At 49.6% G+C, this 16,902-nt stretch carries 19 protein-coding genes; 11 read left to right on the forward strand and 8 right to left on the reverse strand.

Annotated elements, in window-relative coordinates; translation table 11 throughout:
* Positions 1-4: 4 nt before the first annotated feature.
* The 5 genes from hslU to BEA93_RS17595 all read left to right on the forward strand — a co-directional run bounded on the left by hslU (position 5) and on the right by BEA93_RS17595 (position 4,390).
* A complete protein-coding gene (gene hslU / locus BEA93_RS17575; protein ID WP_001293343.1) occupies positions 5-1,336 on the forward strand; it encodes an HslU--HslV peptidase ATPase subunit in 1,332 nt (443 codons plus the stop codon).
* Between the two features lie 66 nt (positions 1,337-1,402).
* A complete protein-coding gene (gene menA, locus BEA93_RS17580; RefSeq protein WP_010376573.1) occupies positions 1,403-2,329 on the forward strand; it encodes a 1,4-dihydroxy-2-naphthoate polyprenyltransferase in 927 nt (308 codons plus the stop codon).
* A gap of 92 nt (positions 2,330-2,421) precedes the next feature.
* Entirely contained in the window at positions 2,422-2,907 is a 486-nt protein-coding gene (rraA, locus tag BEA93_RS17585; RefSeq protein ID WP_000872908.1) for a ribonuclease E activity regulator RraA, read from the forward strand.
* Positions 2,908-2,966: 59 nt separating this feature from the next.
* A complete protein-coding gene (locus BEA93_RS17590) occupies positions 2,967-3,641 on the forward strand; it encodes a hypothetical protein (RefSeq protein ID WP_016262742.1) in 675 nt (224 codons plus the stop codon).
* 122 nt (positions 3,642-3,763) lie between these two features.
* Complete coding sequence (locus BEA93_RS17595; protein WP_000232687.1) at positions 3,764-4,390, forward strand: hypothetical protein; 627 nt, start codon at positions 3,764-3,766, stop codon at positions 4,388-4,390.
* A 38-nt stretch (positions 4,391-4,428) separates the two neighbouring features.
* On the opposite strand, the gene zapB is transcribed toward BEA93_RS17595, so the two are convergent.
* Complete coding sequence (gene zapB, locus BEA93_RS17600; protein ID WP_001296623.1) at positions 4,429-4,674, reverse strand: septal ring assembly protein ZapB; 246 nt, start codon at positions 4,672-4,674, stop codon at positions 4,429-4,431.
* 424 nt (positions 4,675-5,098) lie between these two features.
* Between zapB and glpF the strand changes: the two genes are divergently transcribed.
* The 4 genes from glpF (at position 5,099) to fpr (ending at position 9,558) form a co-directional block, all read left to right on the forward strand.
* Positions 5,099-5,944: a glycerol uptake facilitator protein GlpF gene (gene glpF / locus BEA93_RS17605; RefSeq protein WP_038355001.1), complete on the forward strand. Its 846-nt coding sequence runs from the start codon at positions 5,099-5,101 to the stop codon at positions 5,942-5,944.
* A gap of 22 nt (positions 5,945-5,966) precedes the next feature.
* Positions 5,967-7,475 (forward strand): glycerol kinase GlpK, encoded by a 1,509-nt coding sequence (gene glpK, locus BEA93_RS17610; RefSeq protein WP_105224819.1) that lies wholly within the window; start codon positions 5,967-5,969, stop codon positions 7,473-7,475.
* A 229-nt stretch (positions 7,476-7,704) separates the two neighbouring features.
* Positions 7,705-8,715, forward strand: a complete 1,011-nt coding sequence (gene glpX, locus BEA93_RS17615) for a class II fructose-bisphosphatase (RefSeq protein WP_001250656.1) — start codon at positions 7,705-7,707, stop codon at positions 8,713-8,715.
* A gap of 96 nt (positions 8,716-8,811) precedes the next feature.
* Positions 8,812-9,558, forward strand: coding sequence for a ferredoxin--NADP(+) reductase (fpr, locus tag BEA93_RS17620; RefSeq protein WP_000796325.1), 747 nt, complete (start codon positions 8,812-8,814; stop codon positions 9,556-9,558).
* A 4-nt stretch (positions 9,559-9,562) separates the two neighbouring features.
* Here the strand turns inward: fpr and uspD are convergent, their stop codons facing one another.
* The 3 genes from uspD to BEA93_RS17635 all read right to left on the reverse strand — a co-directional run bounded on the left by uspD (position 9,563) and on the right by BEA93_RS17635 (position 10,954).
* A complete protein-coding gene (gene uspD, locus BEA93_RS17625) occupies positions 9,563-9,991 on the reverse strand; it encodes a universal stress protein UspD (protein WP_016249374.1) in 429 nt (142 codons plus the stop codon).
* 11 nt (positions 9,992-10,002) lie between these two features.
* Complete coding sequence (locus tag BEA93_RS17630; protein WP_000655993.1) at positions 10,003-10,302, reverse strand: DUF406 domain-containing protein; 300 nt, start codon at positions 10,300-10,302, stop codon at positions 10,003-10,005.
* A gap of 211 nt (positions 10,303-10,513) precedes the next feature.
* Entirely contained in the window at positions 10,514-10,954 is a 441-nt protein-coding gene (locus BEA93_RS17635; RefSeq protein ID WP_000155271.1) for a DUF805 domain-containing protein, read from the reverse strand.
* A gap of 100 nt (positions 10,955-11,054) precedes the next feature.
* Between BEA93_RS17635 and BEA93_RS17640 the strand changes: the two genes are divergently transcribed.
* Positions 11,055-11,654 (forward strand): YiiQ family protein, encoded by a 600-nt coding sequence (locus tag BEA93_RS17640; RefSeq protein WP_000834907.1) that lies wholly within the window; start codon positions 11,055-11,057, stop codon positions 11,652-11,654.
* 107 nt (positions 11,655-11,761) lie between these two features.
* Complete coding sequence (gene tpiA / locus BEA93_RS17645) at positions 11,762-12,529, forward strand: triose-phosphate isomerase (protein ID WP_001216325.1); 768 nt, start codon at positions 11,762-11,764, stop codon at positions 12,527-12,529.
* 42 nt (positions 12,530-12,571) lie between these two features.
* Here the strand turns inward: tpiA and cdh are convergent, their stop codons facing one another.
* The 4 genes from cdh to fieF all read right to left on the reverse strand — a co-directional run bounded on the left by cdh (position 12,572) and on the right by fieF (position 16,779).
* The gene (gene cdh / locus BEA93_RS17650; protein WP_010376556.1) at positions 12,572-13,321 is read right to left on the reverse strand and encodes a CDP-diacylglycerol diphosphatase; all 750 of its coding nucleotides are present in this window, start codon (positions 13,319-13,321) and stop codon (positions 12,572-12,574) included.
* Between the two features lie 104 nt (positions 13,322-13,425).
* A complete protein-coding gene (gene sbp, locus BEA93_RS17655; protein ID WP_016262739.1) occupies positions 13,426-14,415 on the reverse strand; it encodes a sulfate/thiosulfate ABC transporter substrate-binding protein Sbp in 990 nt (329 codons plus the stop codon).
* A 318-nt stretch (positions 14,416-14,733) separates the two neighbouring features.
* On the reverse strand, positions 14,734-15,696 hold the full coding sequence (gene pfkA / locus BEA93_RS17660) for a 6-phosphofructokinase (RefSeq protein ID WP_001517511.1): 963 nt from the start codon (positions 15,694-15,696) through the stop codon (positions 14,734-14,736).
* Positions 15,697-15,876: 180 nt separating this feature from the next.
* Positions 15,877-16,779, reverse strand: coding sequence for a CDF family cation-efflux transporter FieF (fieF, locus tag BEA93_RS17665; RefSeq protein ID WP_105224820.1), 903 nt, complete (start codon positions 16,777-16,779; stop codon positions 15,877-15,879).
* Between the last annotated feature and the right edge of the window lie 123 nt (positions 16,780-16,902).

Below are 16,902 nucleotides of genomic sequence, written 5' to 3' on the forward strand. Positions count from 1 at the left end.
TCCCATGTCTGAAATGACCCCACGCGAAATCGTCAGCGAACTGGATAAGCACATCATCGGCCAGGATAACGCTAAGCGTTCTGTGGCGATTGCACTGCGTAACCGCTGGCGTCGCATGCAGCTCAACGAAGAGCTGCGCCATGAAGTGACCCCAAAAAACATCCTGATGATCGGCCCGACCGGCGTCGGTAAAACTGAAATCGCCCGTCGTCTGGCGAAGCTGGCGAATGCGCCGTTCATCAAAGTTGAAGCCACCAAATTCACCGAAGTGGGCTATGTCGGTAAGGAAGTGGATTCTATTATTCGCGATCTGACCGATGCCGCCGTGAAAATGGTACGCGTCCAGGCTATCGAGAAAAACCGTTATCGCGCTGAAGAACTGGCAGAAGAGCGCATTCTCGACGTGCTAATCCCTCCGGCCAAAAACAACTGGGGACAGACCGAACAGCAGCAGGAACCGTCTGCAGCACGTCAGGCATTCCGCAAAAAACTGCGTGAAGGCCAGCTCGATGACAAAGAAATCGAGATCGATCTTGCCGCAGCACCGATGGGTGTTGAAATTATGGCACCTCCGGGAATGGAAGAGATGACCAGCCAGTTGCAGTCTATGTTCCAGAACCTGGGTGGTCAGAAGCAAAAAGCGCGTAAGCTGAAAATCAAAGACGCCATGAAGCTGCTGATTGAAGAAGAAGCGGCGAAACTGGTGAACCCGGAAGAGCTGAAGCAAGACGCTATCGATGCCGTTGAACAACACGGGATCGTGTTTATCGACGAAATCGACAAAATCTGTAAGCGCGGCGAATCTTCCGGTCCGGATGTTTCTCGTGAAGGCGTTCAGCGCGACCTGCTACCACTGGTAGAAGGTTGCACCGTTTCCACTAAACACGGGATGGTCAAAACTGACCACATTCTGTTTATCGCTTCTGGTGCGTTCCAGATTGCTAAACCGTCTGACCTGATCCCGGAACTGCAAGGTCGTCTGCCGATCCGCGTTGAGCTGCAGGCACTGACCACCAGCGACTTCGAGCGTATTCTGACCGAACCGAATGCCTCTATCACCGTGCAGTACAAAGCACTGATGGCGACTGAAGGCGTAAACATTGAGTTCACCGACTCCGGTATTAAGCGCATCGCGGAAGCCGCATGGCAGGTGAACGAATCTACCGAAAACATCGGTGCACGTCGTTTACATACCGTTCTGGAGCGTTTGATGGAGGAGATCTCCTACGACGCCAGCGATTTAAGCGGTCAAACTATCATCATTGACGCAGATTATGTGAGCAAACATCTGGATGCGTTGGTGGCAGATGAAGATCTGAGCCGTTTTATCCTATAATCGCGTTCAATCATTTTCATCATTGTTTGATGGGGCTGAAAGGCCCCATTTTTATTGGCGCGTATTATGACTGAACAACAAATTAGCCGAACTCAGGCGTGGCTGGAAAGTTTACGACCTAAAACCCTCCCCCTCGCCTTTGCTGCAATTATCGTCGGGACGGCGCTGGCATGGTGGCAAGGTCACTTCGATCCGCTGGTCGCTCTGCTGGCACTGATTACCGCCGGGCTGTTACAGATCCTCTCTAACCTCGCCAATGATTACGGTGATGCCGTTAAAGGCAGCGACAAACCTGACCGTATCGGACCACTACGCGGGATGCAAAAAGGGGTCATTACCCAGCAAGAGATGAAACGGGCGCTCATTATTACCGTCGTGCTCATCTGTCTCTCCGGGCTGGCACTGGTTGCAGTGGCGTGCCATACGCTGGCCGATTTTGTCGGTTTCCTGATTCTTGGCGGGTTGTCGATCATTGCCGCTATCACCTACACCGTGGGCAATCGTCCTTATGGTTATATTGGCCTTGGCGATATTTCCGTACTGGTGTTCTTTGGTTGGTTAAGCGTGATGGGGAGCTGGTATTTGCAGGCGCATACCCTGATTCCGGCGTTGATCCTTCCGGCTACAGCATGTGGCCTGCTGGCTACTGCGGTACTGAACATTAATAATCTGCGTGATATCAATAGCGACCGCGAGAATGGCAAGAACACGCTGGCTGTACGCTTAGGTGAAGTGAACGCACGCCGTTACCATGCCTGTCTGCTGATGGGGTCACTGGTGTGCCTGGCACTGTTTAATCTCTTTTCGCTGCATAGCCTGTGGGGTTGGCTGTTCCTGCTGGCGGCACCGTTGTTAGTGAAACAAACCCGTTATGTGATGCGTGAAATGGACCCGGTGGCGATGCGTCCGATGCTGGAACGCACTGTTAAAGGGGCATTACTGACTAACCTGCTGTTTGTTTTGGGGATATTCCTAAGCCAGTGGGCAGCATAACTGACAAATATCAATTAACAATTGATGATTTTGCCAACAACCCACATAGCGCGATATACTGAAAATTCTCGCAGCAACTGAATGTTAAGCCTATGAAATACGATACTTCCGAGCTTTGTGACATCTATCAAGAAGATGTCAACGTCGTGGAACCGCTGTTCTCCAACTTTGGTGGACGGGCGTCGTTTGGCGGACAAATCATCACGGTAAAATGTTTCGAGGACAACGGGTTGCTGTACGATCTGCTCGAACAGAATGGCCGTGGTCGTGTTCTTGTCGTCGATGGCGGTGGTTCTGTTCGTCGCGCACTGGTCGATGCTGAACTGGCGCGTCTGGCGGTACAAAATGAATGGGAAGGCCTGGTCATTTATGGTGCAGTGCGCCAGGTAGATGATCTGGAAGAGCTGGATATCGGCATCCAGGCGATGGCCGCAATTCCGGTCGGTGCCGCTGGCGAAGGCATTGGTGAAAGCGATGTCCGCGTCAATTTTGGCGGCGTCACCTTCTTCTCCGGCGACCATCTTTATGCCGACAATACCGGGATTATTCTTTCAGAAGATCCGCTGGATATTGAATAAGTATCTGCCATGCGTTAAAAGGGGAATTAAATTCCCCTTTTTTATACATGGACGTATTCATGCAGAATATTATTCTTTTATTTATATATTTATTACTTATAGCCGTTAACCATTTCCGCTACAAATTTCTTTTATCTGGCAACGCGGGTGAAATGATTTTATATTTTGCTAACGTATTTTTTAACCCACTTGCCTTATCATTTATTATCGCCACAATCATCTGTATAACGATAAAAAAAAGAAGCAGCCGCAGCTTTATTCGCGGCACTTGTTGGTTAATGGGATTATTTCTTATCTATAGCAGCTATACGGTGTGGGAACGACACAGCATATGGGATTATACTTTCCCGGAGCCAGGTATCACCGTCACGGTTCCGAGCAAACAGTGGGTTGCCAATATAGTAAAACAAGGACCAACCCTGGTGACCCGGGATGCCCATGCTATTTTAGCTATTGTTGCCTTCTCACAAAATGAACTCGGTGTGCATTCAATCGAGGAACTTACCGCGACTCAAAACGGAACTGCAAAAATGCATGTTTGTGATGTTCAGGGATTTGCCTGCGCTTATCAGGAAGGAGTGCAAACAATGAGTGATGGCAAAGTAAGACATGCTATTTTCATGACCCTACTGGATAACACTAATTTGATACAACTGGTCGCAGCTATCGACCCAGATTATTTGGACGAATATCAAGAAGAAGTAATGAAAATGATGCTTTCTGCTCGTCAATGATCTGATGTGCATGTTAATAATAATGGATTGATATGAGATACGTTATCTTATTAATACTATGGATAATAACTGTTTTTCTTAGTCATCTTCAGCACAGTAACTTGCTTACTGGAGATCCTGGGATGGTTGGCGAGTATATCGGTTCAGTACTTCTTGGGCCGTTATTACTTCCCGTGCTTGTGTCAGGTATTCTGTGCACATTCACTAAAAAAACGCGTAACTTCGCCAGTTTTACTCGCGGGTGCTGTTGGGTATTGGGAGTCCTGCTTTTATCCAACGTCGGCAATACGTTTCGTCTGTTCACCCCGTGGCACTATACGTTTGAGAAGGCAGCTATTTCCGTGACTGTCCCAAACCGACACTGGAATACGGTTTCTATTAGTACTGATAAAACCATTGATATAAGAAGTGAAGATAATAGCGTCTTTATTTCGGCTTTCCGCCTGCCCGCAGGACGTAGCGCCGATGACTCGCTGGAAGAGTTAAAGAAGATGCAGCGAGACAATCTCAAGGATCAATACAATGAAGAAACCTTCCAGTTTCATGATTGTAATGCCAAACATTTCACCTGTAAGTATCAGGATGTGTTGATAAATTTTGATGGTCAGCAGAAAAGAACCATCAGTGTTTATCTTGAAGACACCCCCAGGGCTGTGGGGATCATTGCATTAATGGAGCCAGATACGGCAGATAAATATCGCCAACAGGCGATGGAGATTATGTTGTCTGCTAAAAATACAGTGAAGTAAAAAATAAGGCGCCTTGCGGCGCCTCTGCGTGGAAGAGATTAAACCTCTTCCATGCGACCCAGCAGGGCCTGCAGACGTTCCTGCCAGCCGTTCTGCTGTTCTTTCAGATGGTTGTTCTCACGCTCCAGTTCTTCGCGCTGATGCTGGGCATTCTGAACTTCCTGCGACAGTGAGTTATTTTTTTCTTTCAGCTCTTCGATTTCCATCTGCAACAGAGTGATGGTATCAATCGCCTGCTGTACTTTTGCTTCCAGTTTCTCAAACACTTCTAATGACATTGTCATACCTCTCCTGAATTGCAAGGCGTTGATGGATAAAAATCCTCGTCCCGATTATCGGTGACGCCTTAATAAATACGAGCGCACTTTAGTTAGCTCCGATTGTATGAAGCCGCGCCATCGCTGTCCAGAGGCACGCCTTGCAGATTACGGTTTGCCACACTTTTCATCCTTCTCCTGGTGACATAATCCACACCAATCGAAAATGTTAATAAATTTGTTGCGCGAATGATCTAACAAACATGCATCATGTACAATCAGATGGAATAAATGGCGCGATAACGCTCATTTTATGACGAAGCACACACATTTTAAGTTCGATATTTCTCGTTTTTGCTCGTTAACGATAAGTTTACAGCATGCCTACAAGCATCGTGGAGGTCCGTGACTTTCACGCATACAACAAACATTAACTCTTCAGGATCCGATTATGAGTCAAACATCAACCTTGAAAGGCCAGTGCATTGCTGAATTCCTCGGTACCGGGTTGTTGATTTTTTTCGGTGTGGGTTGCGTTGCAGCACTAAAAGTCGCTGGTGCGTCTTTTGGTCAGTGGGAAATCAGTGTCATTTGGGGACTGGGGGTGGCAATGGCCATCTACCTGACCGCAGGGGTTTCCGGCGCGCATCTTAATCCCGCTGTTACCATTGCATTGTGGCTGTTTGCCTGTTTCGACAAGCGCAAAGTTATTCCTTTTATCGTTTCACAAGTTGCCGGCGCTTTCTGTGCTGCGGCTTTAGTTTACGGGCTTTACTACAATTTATTTTTCGACTTCGAGCAGACTCATCACATTGTTCGCGGCAGCGTTGAAAGTGTTGATCTGGCAGGTACTTTCTCTACTTACCCTAATCCTCATATCAATTTTGTGCAGGCCTTCGCAGTTGAGATGGTGATTACCGCTATTCTGATGGGGCTGATCCTGGCGTTAACGGACGATGGCAACGGTGTACCACGTGGGCCGTTGGCACCGTTGTTGATTGGTCTACTGATTGCGGTTATTGGCGCATCTATGGGTCCATTGACGGGCTTTGCCATGAACCCAGCGCGTGACATCGGTCCGAAAGCCTTTGCCTGGCTGGCGGGCTGGGGCAATGTCGCCTTTACCGGCGGCAGAGACATTCCTTACTTCCTGGTGCCGCTTTTTGGCCCTATCGTCGGTGCGATTGTAGGTGCATTTGCCTACCGCAAACTGATTGGCCGCCATTTGCCTTGCGATATCTGTGTTGTGGAAGAAAAGGAGATCACAACTCCTTCAGAACAAAAAGCTTCACTGTAATGTGACTACGGGACAATTAAACATGACTGAAAAAAAATATATCGTTGCACTCGACCAGGGCACAACCAGCTCCCGCGCAGTCGTGATGGATCACGATGCCAATATCATTAGCGTCTCACAGCGCGAATTTGAGCAAATCTACCCAAAACCAGGCTGGGTAGAACACGACCCAATGGAAATCTGGGCCACCCAAAGCTCCACGCTGGTGGAAGTGCTGGCGAAAGCCGATATCAGTTCCGATCAAATTGCAGCTATTGGTATTACTAACCAGCGTGAAACCACTATCGTCTGGGAAAAAGAAACCGGCAAACCGATCTATAACGCCATCGTCTGGCAGTGCCGTCGTACCGCCGAGATCTGCGAGCATTTAAAACGTGACGGTTTAGAAGATTATATCCGCAGCAATACCGGTCTGGTGATTGACCCGTACTTTTCTGGCACCAAAGTGAAGTGGATCCTCGACCATGTGGAAGGCTCTCGCGAGCGTGCGCGTCGTGGTGAATTGCTGTTTGGTACGGTTGATACGTGGCTTATCTGGAAAATGACTCAGGGCCGCGTTCACGTGACCGATTACACCAACGCATCCCGTACCATGTTATTCAACATCCATACTCTGGACTGGGACGACAAAATGCTCGACGCGCTGGATATCCCGCGCGAGATGCTGCCAGAAGTGCGTCGCTCTTCTGAAGTGTACGGCCAGACCAACATTGGCGGCAAAGGCGGCACTCGTATTCCGATCGCTGGGATCGCGGGTGATCAGCAGGCGGCGCTATTCGGTCAGTTGTGCGTGAAAGAAGGGATGGCGAAGAATACCTACGGCACCGGCTGCTTTATGCTGATGAACACCGGCGATAAAGCGGTGAAATCAGAAAACGGCCTGCTGACCACCATCGCCTGTGGCCCAGGCGGGGAAGTGAACTATGCGCTGGAAGGTGCGGTGTTTATGGCGGGGGCATCCATTCAGTGGCTGCGTGATGAAATGAAGTTGATTAGCGACGCCGACGATTCCGAATATTTTGCGACCAAAGTACAAAACACCAACGGTGTATATGTCGTTCCGGCCTTTACCGGCTTGGGCGCACCGTACTGGGATCCGTATGCACGCGGGGCGATTTTCGGTTTGACTCGTGGCGTGAACGCTAATCACATTATCCGCGCGACACTGGAATCCATTGCCTATCAGACGCGCGATGTGCTGGAAGCAATGCAGGCTGACTCCGGTATTCGCCTGCACGCCCTGCGCGTGGACGGCGGCGCGGTGGCGAATAACTTCCTGATGCAGTTCCAGTCGGACATTCTTGGCACTCGCGTTGAGCGTCCGGAAGTTCGCGAAGTTACCGCCTTAGGTGCGGCGTATCTCGCCGGTCTGGCGGTTGGCTTCTGGCAAAATCTCGACGAACTGCAAGAGAAAGCGGTGATTGAACGCGAGTTCCGTCCAGGCATCGAAACTACCGAGCGTAATTACCGTTACGCAGGCTGGAAAAAAGCGGTTAAACGTGCGATGGCGTGGGAAGAACACGAGGAGTAATGTCAGGCATCTGACCGATTGCCTGATGCTGATTGCCTGATGCGACGCTGACGCGTCTTATCAGGCCTACGAACCGATGCCATTTTGTGTAGGCCGGATAAGGCGTTCACGCCGCATCCGGCATGTCGCAGACTATGGCTCCGTGCGGGGGCAATCCCCGCACACATCAATAATCCGCCCCCTCCCCTGTGCTACACTTCGCGCCATTCCTTACTGCTTAGAGTTTGCTATGAGACGAGAACTTGCCATCGAATTTTCCCGCGTCACTGAATCTGCGGCGCTGGCTGGCTACAAATGGTTAGGACGCGGCGATAAAAATACCGCTGACGGTGCGGCAGTAAATGCCATGCGTATTATGCTCAACCAGGTCAACATTGACGGTACCATCGTCATTGGTGAAGGTGAAATCGACGAAGCGCCGATGCTCTACATTGGTGAAAAAGTCGGTACTGGTCGCGGCGATGCGGTGGATATTGCTGTGGATCCGATTGAAGGTACGCGAATGACAGCGATGGGCCAGGCTAACGCGCTGGCGGTGCTGGCTGTAGGCGATAAAGGCTGCTTCCTCAATGCGCCGGATATGTATATGGAGAAGTTGATCGTCGGACCTGGTGCCAAAGGCGTCATCGACCTGAATCTGCCGCTGGCGGATAACCTGCGCAATGTTGCAACGGCACTCGGCAAACCGTTAAGCGAACTGACGGTAACGATTCTGGCGAAACCACGCCACGACGCGGTTATCGCAGAAATGCAACAACTCGGCGTGCGCGTGTTTGCTATTCCGGATGGCGACGTCGCCGCCTCCATTCTTACCTGTATGCCGGATAGCGAAGTTGATGTGCTGTACGGCATTGGCGGTGCGCCAGAAGGTGTGGTTTCTGCGGCGGTGATCCGTGCATTAGATGGCGATATGAACGGCCGTCTGCTGGCACGCCATGATGTCAAAGGTGATAACCTGGAAAATCGCCGCATTGGCGAACAGGAACTGGCACGCTGCAAAGCAATGGGTATTGAAGCCGGTAAAGTGCTGCGTCTGGGCGATATGGCGCGTAGCGATAACGTCATCTTCTCTGCCACCGGCATCACCAAAGGCGATCTGCTGGAAGGGATTAGCCGCAAAGGCAATATTGCCACCACTGAAACGCTGCTGATCCGTGGTAAATCACGTACCATTCGTCGCATTCAGTCGATTCATTATCTGGATCGTAAAGACCCGGAAATGCAGGTGCATATTCTCTGATCGATTTGATCGATTGAGCCTTCCAGTCCTTCGGGACTGGAATTTTTTTGTTCGGAGAACGAAGATAAGGCAAGTCAATCAAAACAGGAGAGAAACATGGCTGATTGGGTAACAGGCAAAGTCACTAAAGTGCAGAACTGGACCGACGCCCTGTTTAGTCTCACCGTTCACGCTCCCGTGCTTCCGTTTACCGCCGGGCAATTCACCAAACTTGGCCTTGAAATTGATGGCGAACGCGTTCAGCGTGCCTACTCCTATGTGAACTCGCCCGACAATCCCGATCTGGAGTTTTATCTGGTCACCGTCCCCGATGGCAAATTAAGCCCGCGACTGGCGGCGCTAAAACCGGGTGACGAAGTGCAGGTCGTTAGCGAGGCGGCAGGGTTCTTTGTGCTGGATGAAGTGCCGGATTGCGAAACACTTTGGATGCTGGCGACCGGTACGGCGATTGGCCCCTATTTATCGATTCTACAATTGGGCAAAGATTTAGATCGCTTCAAAAATCTGGTACTGGTTCACGCCGCACGTTATGCCGCCGACTTAAGTTATTTGCCTCTTATGCAGGAACTGGAAAAACGCTACGAGGGAAAACTGCGCATTCAGACGGTGGTCAGCCGGGAAACGGTAGCGGGTTCACTTACCGGCCGGATACCGGCGTTGATTGAAAGTGGTGAACTGGAAAATGCGGTTGGCCTGCCAATGAACAAAGAGACCAGCCATGTGATGCTGTGTGGCAATCCGCAGATGGTGCGTGATACGCAGCAACTGCTGAAAGAGACCCGGCAGATGACGAAACATTTACGTCGTCGACCGGGCCACATGACAGCGGAGCATTACTGGTAAGCGGTTACTTATCGATAAACGGCACGATGAGTAGATCCGCATTCAACTTATTGATCATTCCGCGATATGCTGGCATCAAACGGTTGATAAACGAGTGGTGATGACCACAGACAAGGAGGTCGCACTGCTCTTTTTGCATAATTTCCAGCAGTGTTTCTGGCATTTCTCCGCGCTCAATGCACAGTTTCGTCTTCGGCCACTGAATATTTTTCGTCAGTTTATACAGTTTGTTATCCGACTTATCTTTCAACAGTTGAAGAATATCTTCTGTTGCCGGAAAGTAGATACCCGGATACAACTCGCTTAAGCCATCATCGATATGAATTAACGTCAGGTGGGCATCGTTATGTCTGGCGAGATCCAGGGCTTTGTTCACCAGTAAGGCATCTTCTTCATTCCCGGAAATTGCCACGCCAATGTGTTTATAAGCCATGTTTAACTCCATTAACCAAGTGAACGCAGTGATAACTCAAAAATAATCATCTCGGCCTGGCATGAGAAGGTGAAGGCCGCATCAAGCTCAACCTGCCCCTCCAGATCTTTAATCTTATAAGCCACGCTGGCCCCTTCATCCGCAGAGGATGCGGCAGCAGCAAGCTCTTTCAGTTTAGTCATAAAGGACTCTGCTTCTTCGCGGGTGGCAAAAAAGCGCGAAAGTTTGCTGGTACAGTTATCGTTATCAATAACCGTACCGATATCAATCGCACATCCTTTAGTACTGCATTTATCTACGACATCTTTCATAGGGCACCTCTGTATATTCGCCTCTCTGTCGATTGCCACTTAAGAATAATGCGCCGTTAAGAGAAGAACAAACAAGTAATGATCTTATGGATTACCATTTTTTTTGATATTGCTTAAGATGAGGAAATGAAGAAGATTTTCCGGGCATCGTCATTTGCAACGTGGAAATAACGATCCCGGATAAAAATAGCAATAAGAGATATATTAAGGACTAATGGCTTGATTTATTCTCGGACTTATACTTTACGTCCTGGGTGTCTTTTCCGTATTTATTTGCGCTTTGCGTGCCGACAAATGCGCCAAGATCAATAAGCATCATCACCAGAATCAACGTCGGAATAAAACGCCCTACCGCCCATTGCCAGACGCCCGGTAAAATCGCCCAGTTACCCGCCAGAAGCATCCACGCTACAATCATCAAAAATGCCCATGCGCCAGAACGGCCGCGATCGTGCAGCCGTTTCACCGTCACTGCCGCTGTCGGCCATAACAGGCACACAAGGCAAAACGCGGCGGTCTGGATATCGAGTAATTTTTTACCTGCCAGTGAGAAAAGCACCAGCATCCCAACGATCCAGAGGCCAATCCAAATCCAGAAATCACGGCGTCCAATACGCCCTTTAAACGAGAATAACCATTGCTGTATGGTCATGTAAGTTCCTTGATGGTTGTCTTTTCCAGGATTCTACCCTTTTGACAAGGGCGACAGATATCGTTTTAATCGAACCCAGTCATAACAAAAGGTACTGCCGATGAAGTCAGGGTGTTCACTGTTTTTTCTCTTATCTGTTGTGTTATCCGTTAGTGCAACGGTGCACGCACAATCGCCTGGCACGGCAACGACAGCGCCCTACCTGCTGGCTGGTGCCCCCACTTTCGATCTCTCCATCAGCCAGTTTCGAGAAGACTTTAACAGCCAGAATCCCAATCTGCCACTGAACGAATTTCGCGCCATCGACAGCAGCCCCGACAAAGCCAACCTGACTCGCGCCGCCAGTAAAATTAACGAGAACTTGTATGCCTCTACGGCGCTGGAGCGCGGCACTTTAAAAATCAAAAGTATTCAAATTACCTGGCTACCAATCCAGGGACCAGAGCAAAAAGCCGCTAAAGCAAAAGCCCAGGAATACATGGCGGCAATGATCCGCACGCTTACCCCGCTGATGACCAAAACACAGAGCCAAAAAAAGCTGCAATCACTCCTTACTGCGGGGAAAAACAAACGTTATTACACCGAGACAGAAGGCGCATTGCGCTATGTTGTCGCGGACAACGGCGAAAAAGGGCTAACCTTCGCTGTTGAACCGATTAAGCTGGCGCTATCTGAATCGCTTGAAGGGTTGAATAAATGACAAAAAGCAAAGCCTTTGTGCCGATGAATCTCTATACTGTTTCACAGACCTGCTGCCCTGCGGGGCGGCCATCTTCCTTTATTCGCTTATAAGCGTGGAGAATTAAAATGCGACATCCTTTAGTGATGGGTAACTGGAAACTGAACGGCAGCCGCCACATGGTTCACGAGCTGGTTTCTAACCTGCGTAAAGAGCTGGCAGGTGTTGCTGGCTGTGCGGTTGCAATCGCACCACCGGAAATGTACATCGATATGGCGAAGCGTGAAGCTGAAGGCAGCCACATCATGCTGGGCGCGCAGAACGTGGATCTGAACCTGTCCGGCGCATTCACCGGTGAAACCTCTGCCGCTATGCTGAAAGACATCGGCGCACAGTACATCATCATCGGTCACTCTGAACGTCGTACTTACCACAAAGAGTCTGACGAACTGATCGCGAAAAAATTCGCTGTGCTGAAAGAGCAGGGTCTGACTCCGGTTCTGTGCATCGGTGAAACCGAAGCTGAAAACGAAGCGGGCAAAACTGAAGAAGTGTGCGCACGTCAGATCGACGCGGTGCTGAAAACTCAGGGTGCTGCTGCATTCGAAGGTGCAGTAATCGCTTACGAACCCGTATGGGCAATCGGTACTGGCAAATCTGCAACTCCAGCGCAGGCTCAGGCTGTTCACAAATTCATCCGTGATCACATCGCTAAAGTTGACGCTAACATCGCTGAACAAGTGATCATCCAGTACGGCGGTTCTGTAAACGCCTCTAACGCCGCCGAACTGTTCGCTCAGCCGGACATCGACGGCGCACTGGTTGGCGGTGCTTCTCTGAAAGCCGACGCCTTCGCAGTGATCGTTAAAGCTGCAGAAGCCGCTAAACAGGCTTAAGTCTGACAGGTGCCGGATATCACATCCGGCACTTAACTCGCCTTAACGCAAAATCTCACACTGATGATCCTGAATTTCCTCGGCTGAAGCACGATTCAGCGTCAGGAGATTTCGTTGCGTCGCCAGCAATACAAACGAGTTATCACTCTGTCGTACCATCGCCAGCCCGTAACTTCCCATATGTTCCCGTGCCCCAGGCACTTCTTCCGCTAACATCATAAACGGACTACGTTGTACTAATTCGCTTTCAGTTACCCGACGCGCCAGGTATTCATGCCCCTGTAATCCGCCCGGCAGCGGCAACCAACGACTACTGATGTTCGCCAGATTGTTATCCAGTTGTTCGCGTACATCTGGACGAATACAAGAAATATGAATATGAAAATGATTTTGCGTGCGCCCGGTGCGGGAGTTAATCGCCAGAGATACCGCACGATCGGGAATCTGCTGACCGTATTTTTGGCTCATAAAATCACGCGCCTGCCAGGCCAACCAAAAGAAGTTAGGCGTTGAAGGATCGGTCAACAAAGGGCTTTCAGTACCGTTAATACGATACGTTGGCATCAACAGATATTGCAGTGGGCCGTTAATGTCTTTTAAAACCACATACCCGGCATTAGGTTTTACCTCCACACATGGCGAAGGGTTTTGGTTTTGCTGCTGATTGGGCAAACATTGCTCAAGGACAATCTTACGTAATACCTCCGAATCACCGGTAAATTTCCAGTAGCCGAAACCCGCAGCAACGGCGATAACTATCATCACCAAAATGAAAATAACCGTTTTTTTCATCGTTTTTTCCCTGTACCTCAAAGAGATGCAAGGGTAACGCAAAATCGTGACAAATAAAAAACCCGGTCGCAAGATGCCTCCGGGCCTGGTTACCTTCAACAAAATTAACGTTTGCTGATTTGGTCGAACGTACCACCGTTAGAAAAATGCTCTTTTTGCGCCTTCGTCCAGCCGCCAAACTCTTCATCGATGGTAAACAATTTCAGCTTCGGAAAAGCGTTTTCATATTTTTTCGCTATCTCCGGATCGCGCGGACGGTAATAGTTTTTGGCTGCAATCTCCTGACCTTCTGGGGTATAGAGATATTTCAGGTAGGCTTCTGCGATCTCTTTGGTGCCTTTTTTCTCCGCCACTTTATCGACAACCGACACCGTCGGTTCCGCGAGAATAGACTCGCTCGGCGTGACGATTTCGAATTTATCTTTCCCCAATTCATTCGTTGCCAGCAGTGCTTCGTTTTCCCAGGCTATCAGCACATCACCAATACCACGTTCGACGAAAGTATTAGTAGAGCCACGCGCGCCGGAATCCAGAACTTCAACGTTTTTATACAACGACCGCACGAAATCCTGTGCTTTCGCTTGATCGTTATTATTGTGATGCAGCGCGTATCCCCACGCTGCCAGGTAGTTCCAGCGGGCGCCACCAGAGCTTTTCGGGTTAGGCGTGATCACTGAAATATCGGGCTTAACCAGGTCGTTCCAGTCATGGATTTGCTTCGGATTACCCTTGCGCACCAGGAAGACAATGGTGGAGGTGTACGGCGCGGAGTTATCCGGCAGACGTTTGATCCAGTTTTTATCAATTCGACCACGTTCAGCAATCGCATCCACGTCGTAAGCCAGCGCCAGCGTCACTACATCAGCATCTATGCCGTTAATCACCGACGTTGCCTGTTTACCTGAGCCGCCGTGCGACTGACGAATCACTACGTTATCGCCCGTTTGCTGCTTCCAGTGGGCACTGAACGCTTTGTTGTATTGTTCGTACAACTCGCGCGTAGGATCATACGAAACGTTAAGAAGCTGAATATCCTTTGCCATAACGCTGGTCGCCGCCAGCAAAAATGTAAACCCTACGCCCCACTTGTTCATCGCCCGGTTCTCTTATGTTGTGTTGTGATAAGCAAAGCGTGCCAGAACGTGAATCAAACATTAAAGAATAAAAAAAGATTGGATATAACTTGAGGGTATATATGGGGGAGTAAAAAAGGCGGAATGAATCCGCCTCAAATTGCTGACAATGTACGCTTGTTCATGCCGGATGCGGCGTAACCGCCTTATCCGGCCTACAAAAATTTGCAAATTCAATAAATTGCAGAATTCATATAGGCCTGATAAACGAAGCGCATCAGGCATTTTTGCTTTTGTCATCGGTTTCAGGCAAAAGAAAGCTGCCTTTTCCCGATATCATTAATACAGTTTTTTCGCACAGTCCAGCCAATCACCTTTGAACGGACGCTTCATGTTTTCGATAGCGTCGATGATGTCATGGTGAACCAGTTGTTCGTTCTGAATACCTACGCAACGACCACCGTAGCCTGCCAGCAGCAGATCAATCGCATATGCGCCCATACGGGAAGCCAGAATACGGTCATAAGGCACCGGAGAACCACCACGCTGGATGTGCCCCAGCACGGTTGCACGAGTTTCACGACCGGTTTCTTTCTCGATGAAATGCGCCAGTTCATCGACATCGCACATGTGTTCAGTGATCGCCACAATCGCGTGTTTCTTACCTTTCGCAATACCCGCTTTGATTTCGTTTACCAGATCTTCACGGCTGAATTCGACTTCCGGTACAACAACAAATTCACAACCACCGGCGATTGCTGCAGCCAGAGTCAGGTCGCCACAGTAACGACCCATTACTTCCACCACTGAAATACGCTGGTGAGAAGAAGATGTATCACGCAGACGGTCGATCGCTTCTACAACAGTGCTCAGTGCAGTGAAGAAACCGATGGTGTAGTCAGTACCTTTGATATCGTTGTCGATGGTGCCCGGCAGACCAATGCATGGGAAACCCATTTCGGTCAGACGCATTGCACCCATGTAGGAACCGTCACCACCGATAACAACCAGCGCATCGATGCCACGTTTTTTCAGGTTTTCGATAGCCACCGCGCGGATGTTTTCGTCGCGGAATTCAGGGAAGCGCGCAGAACCGAGGAATGTACCACCACGGTTGATCATGTCAGACACACTGTAACGGTCAAGCTGAACCATACGGTCTTCATACAGGCCAAGATAGCCGTCATAAATCCCCATGACTTCCAGACCTTCCGACAGCGCCGCACGTACGACACCACGGATTGCTGCGTTCATGCCAGGCGCATCACCGCCACTTGTCAACACACCGATTTTCTTAATCATGACTACCTCTGAACTTTGGAATGCAAAATGAAATCTGTTGCCGGAAGTCGATTCTGCATATCGAACACCAAACGAATATGCAGATAGTATAACAACCACTGCCTGCTGAATTGATTCAGGTCAGGCCAAATGGCGGTAATTTATACACAAAATGCGGGTCTGGCTCTCTTTTCGCAAGCATTATGATAGCTCAAACCGTTTACCTTCCCTGGGCACGACGGAACAAGGGTCCTGATGAATAATGACATCCGAGCCTGGAAAACGCCGTAAAATAGCCTGCTCTACCTGATCAGCCACCATATGCGCCTGAACCAGAGGCAGAGAGTCTTCCATTTCCAAATGAATCTGAATAAAGCGAGTCGGCCCTGACTGCCGCGTGCGAAGATCGTGAGCGCCGCTTACTCCCGGCCAGGAAGTCACGATATCAATAATTTCCTGCCGCTCCTCATCGGGTAACGCGCGATCCAGCAATGACTGTACCGCCTCATACCCCATGCGTAACGCACTATATAAAATATAGATGCCAATACCCAAAGCAAACAGGGCATCTGCGCTATGCCAGCCGTACCAGGATAATGCAAGTGCCAGCAAAATCGCGCCGTTCATCATAACATCAGACTGATAATGGAGCATATCTGCACGCACCGCCTGACTTTGTGTACGGCGAACCACCCAACGCTGAAACGAGACAAGAACGATGGTGCAAACTAACGCGACAATTGTGACGATAATACCGACACTTGGATCATTCATTGGCGTCGGTGAAATCAGATGTTGGATCCCGGTTAAAAACAAAAACAACGCCGAACCAGAGATAAACATACTTTGCGCCAACGCAGCCAGGGATTCTGCTTTACCATGACCAAAAGTATGTTCGTCATCCGCCGGTTGCAACGAATAACGCACCACCAATAAATTGGTCAGTGACGCACCAATATCCACCAACGAGTCGACAAGCGCGGCGAGAATACTCACCGAACCGGTATACCACCATGCAAAAATTTTAATCAGCAATAGCAGCGAAGCCATCGCCGTCGCAGCAATCGCCGCCCGGCTGACCAGCCGTCCATAAGATTGATTCATAAATACTCCCGCTATCAACTGACGGTAGTATAACGGAAGCAAATCATCTGCAATGCATTAAGCAACAGGCAAATTGAGGATAAAAAAAACCCCCACATCATGTGGGGGAAGACAGGGATGGTG

The organism is Escherichia sp. MOD1-EC5950 (assembly GCF_002965345.1).
Classification (GTDB): domain Bacteria; phylum Pseudomonadota; class Gammaproteobacteria; order Enterobacterales; family Enterobacteriaceae; genus Escherichia; species Escherichia marmotae.